Source organism: Pseudomonas sp. MD195_PC81_125, assembly GCF_014060985.1.
GTDB classification, from domain to species: Bacteria; Pseudomonadota; Gammaproteobacteria; order Pseudomonadales; family Pseudomonadaceae; genus Aquipseudomonas; species Aquipseudomonas parakoreensis.
In genome coordinates this window covers 1-3,638 of the sequence record NZ_JABULD010000198.1, presented here as the reverse complement: position 1 = coordinate 3,638, position 3,638 = coordinate 1, and the positions used below count along the sequence as shown (strand labels likewise).

Here is a 3,638-nt window from a genome sequence, read left to right as displayed (position 1 = left end):
GGCTGCGATCTTTTTGATCTTAGATGCGGAAACTGCCGACCAACTGCTGCAGCCGCGAAGCCTGCTGCTCCAGATCCGAACAGGCGCGCAAGGTCGCCTGCAGGTTTTCGACGCCTTCCTGGTTCAATGTGTTGATCTCGGTGATGTCGACGTTGATCGACTCGACCACCGCTGTCTGCTCTTCGGTCGCGGTGGCCACCGACTGGTTCATCCCGTCGATCTCGCCGATGCGCTGGGTCACGCTGTTCAGGCGTTCGCCGGCAAGGTTGGCGATTTCCACGCTGTCCTGGCTGTGGCGCTGGCTGTCGCTCATGGTGCTCACCGATTCACGGGCGCCGACCTGCAGCTCTTCAATCATGGTCTGCACTTGCTGCGCCGATTCCTGGGTGCGGTGCGCGAGGTTGCGCACTTCGTCGGCGACCACGGCAAAACCACGTCCGGCCTCACCGGCACGCGCGGCTTCGATGGCGGCGTTGAGCGCCAGCAGGTTGGTTTGCTGGGAGATGCTGGTGATCACTTCCAGAATCTGCCCGATGTTCACGGTTTTGCTGTTCAGCGACTCGATGTTGGTGCTGGAGGCGCTGAGCATGCTCGACAGTTGATTCATCGCCTTGATACTGCGATCCACCACTTGCTGGCCGTCTTCGGCGAGGCCGCGGGCGTCGCTGGCCTGGTTCGAGGCTTGTGCGGCATTGCGCGCGATTTCCTGGGCGGCAGCGCCCAGTTGATTGATCGCGGCGGCGACACTGCTGGTGCGCGAGGCTTGCTGGTCGGAGTTGTACATCGACGAGTTGGACGCGGCGACCACGCGCAGCGCGACCTCGTTGACCTGGCCGGTGGCCGATGACACTTCGCGGATCGAGCCGTGGATACGCTCGACGAAGCGGTTGAATGCGGTACCCAGCACGCCGAACTCATCGTTGTTGACGATAGTCAGGCGCTTGGTCAGGTCGCCCTCGCCATCGGCGATGTCTTCCATGGCGCGGGTCATGACGTGCAGCGGCTGAATCAGCAGGCGAATCAGCATGCCCAGCAGCGCAATGATGATCACCACCGCAATCACGGTGGCAATCACCGCCGAGGTGCGGAACTCGCTGAGCATCGAGAAGGCTTTGTCCTTGTCCACCGACAGACCGATGTACCAGTTCACCGACGGCAGGCCTTTGATCGGGGTGAAGCTGACGATGCGGGTCTTGCCGTCGACCGTGATTTCACTGAAGTCGCTGCTGATGCGCGGGGTGTCCTGCGGATAGGCTTCTTTCAGTGACTTCATCACCAGCGCCTTGTCCGGGTGCACGAGGATCTTGCCGTCGGCGCTGACCAGGAACGCATAGCCCATGCCGGAGAAGTCCCGGGCGGTGAGGGTGTCGACCAGGGTTTGCAGGCTCAGGTCGCCGCCGACCACGCCAACGCTCTGACCGGCTTTTTTCGAGGCGGTGGCGATGGAGATGATCAACTGGCCGGTGGCGGCGTCGATGTACGGTTCGGTCAGGGTCGAGGCGCTGCTGCTCTCGGCACCTTTATACCAAGGGCGCACCCGTGGATCGAAGCCGTCCGGCATCTTTACGTCCGGGCGGATGGTGAAGTGACCGGTGGCATCGCCCAGGTAAGTGGCCATGAACGTCGAGGTCAGGGATTTCTGCTCCAGCAGGCTCGCGACGTTGGCCGGTTCCGGGTTGATGGCGATGTTCTGGGCCGCGTTCTCGACCAGCAGAATGCGTCCGTTGAGCCAGGTCTGGATGTTATCGGCGGTGACTTCGCCCATCTCGTTGAGATAATTGTTCAGGTCATCGCGGATCGCGTTGCGTTGCAGCCAGTCGTTGTACAGCGTGAACGAGGCGAAAGCGGCGATGACGATGAGGGCGGCGGCAAGCAAAATTTTATGGCTGAAGCGCAGGTTTTTGTTCATGGCTTGGGGTTCCGCTAAGGTCTTAATGTCCTGGGCGTGCTTTTATAAAGACGCGCAATATGGGCAAGGGTGAAAAAAACTGATATTTCCGGCTCTCCTTAGGGAAATGTCCGACCGACTTTTCAGTCAGGTTCTCGCCCTTAGCTATCGGCCACAGCGGATTAAAGATTAACCATAGGTGACAAAATGCCTGACACATCGCAACTCGTTATCGGCGCCGATCTGGCGGGGCAACCGATTGCTCAGGCCATGCGCCTGGCCAACCGCCACGGGCTGATCGCCGGTGCGACCGGGACCGGCAAGACCGTGACTTTGCAACGTCTCGCCGAAGCGTTCAGCGACGCCGGGGTCGCGGTGTTCGCCGCCGACATCAAGGGCGACCTGTGCGGCCTGGGCGCTGCCGGCAATCCGCAGGGCAAGGTCGCCGAGCGCATCGCCGGGATGCCCTGGCTCGACCACAAGCCGCAGGCTTATCCGGTGACGCTGTGGGACATTCACGGCGAATCCGGTCATCCGTTGCGCACCACCTTGAGTGAAATGGGCCCGCTGCTGATCGGCAGCCTGCTGGAACTGACCGACAGTCAGCAGGCGGCGCTGTACGCGGCTTTCAAAGTGGCGGACCGCGAAGGTCTGTTGTTGCTGGACCTGAAAGACCTCAAGGCGCTGCTCAACCACCTCAAGGACAACCCGCAGTTGCTGGGCGAAGATGCCGCGCTGATGACCACCGGTTCCAGTCAGGCGCTGTTGCGCCGGCTGGCGACCCTGGAGCAGCAGGGCGCTGAAGCCTTGTTCGGCGAGCCAGCATTGCAACTCGAAGACATTCTGCAACCGGCGGCGGACGGCCGTGGGCGCATTCATTTGCTCGATGCCAGCCGTCTGGTACACGAGGCGCCGAAGGTCTACGCGACGTTCCTGCTGTGGTTGCTGGCCGAGCTGTTCGAGCAGTTGCCGGAGCGCGGCGACGCCGACAAACCGCTGCTGGCGCTGTTCTTCGATGAAGCGCATTTGTTGTTCGGCGATACGCCAAAGGCGTTGCAGGAACGTCTGGAACAGGTGGTGCGGCTGATCCGCTCGAAAGGGGTCGGCGTGTATTTCGTCACCCAGTCGCCGGGGGATTTGCCGGATAACGTGCTGGCGCAGCTTGGCCTGCGCATCCAGCACGGTTTGCGCGCGTTTACCGCCAAGGAACAGAAATCCCTGCGCGCGGTGGCCGATGGCTTCCGGCCTAATCCGGCGTTCGATACGTTGTCGGTATTGACGGAGCTGGGCATCGGCGAAGCGCTGGTCGGGACGCTGCAGGAAAAGGGCACGCCGGAAATGGTCCAGCGGGTGCTGGTGGCGCCGCCGCAGTCGCGGATCGGGCCGCTGAGCGAGACCGAACGCACGATGCTGATCGCTGGGTCGCCGTTCAAGGGACGTTATGACAAGCCGATCGATCGTGAATCGGCGTATGAAATCCTGATGGGCCGCAAGGATCTGGCGCCGGAGGTAGAAATGCCGACCGGTAAGGCCGCGCCTGAAGAACCGAGCCTGGCCGATCGTGCCGGAGAGTTTCTGGGCACGGCGGCGGGGCAGGCGCTGAAGTCAGCGATGCGCCAAGCGGCCAATAATCTGGGCAAACAACTGGTGCGCGGGCTGATGGGCTCGTTGCTCGGCGGCAGCAAACGCCGCTAAAAGCAAAGATCGCAGCCTGCGGCAGCTCCTGCAGGGGAACGCATTCTCAATGTAG

The 3,638-nt window shown here is 62.0% G+C and carries 2 protein-coding genes and 1 pseudogene; 1 reads left to right on the top strand and 2 read right to left on the bottom strand.

Annotated features, from left to right (window positions below):
- Positions 1–19: 19 nt before the first annotated feature.
- Both HT737_RS32675 and HT737_RS32670 read right to left on the bottom strand, forming a co-directional pair.
- The gene (locus tag HT737_RS32675; RefSeq protein WP_371260380.1) at positions 20–784 is read right to left on the bottom strand and encodes a methyl-accepting chemotaxis protein; all 765 of its coding nucleotides are present in this window, start codon (positions 782–784) and stop codon (positions 20–22) included.
- Between the two features lie 93 nt (positions 785–877).
- Positions 878–1,909 (bottom strand): annotated as a pseudogene (locus HT737_RS32670) (cache domain-containing protein); the annotation flags it as partial.
- 186 nt (positions 1,910–2,095) lie between these two features.
- Between HT737_RS32670 and HT737_RS08500 the strand changes: the two are divergent.
- The gene (locus tag HT737_RS08500) at positions 2,096–3,583 is read left to right on the top strand and encodes a helicase HerA-like domain-containing protein (protein WP_182402195.1); all 1,488 of its coding nucleotides are present in this window, start codon (positions 2,096–2,098) and stop codon (positions 3,581–3,583) included.
- Positions 3,584–3,638 lie beyond the last annotated feature (55 nt).

Excerpts from the sequence above, each read along its gene's own strand:
- HT737_RS32675 (WP_371260380.1), bottom strand. The coding sequence starts at position 784 with ATGTACAACTCCGACCAGCAAGCCTCGCGCACCAGCAGTGTCGCCGCC.
- HT737_RS08500 (WP_182402195.1), top strand. The coding sequence starts at position 2,096 with ATGCCTGACACATCGCAACTCGTTATCGGCGCCGATCTGGCGGGGCAA.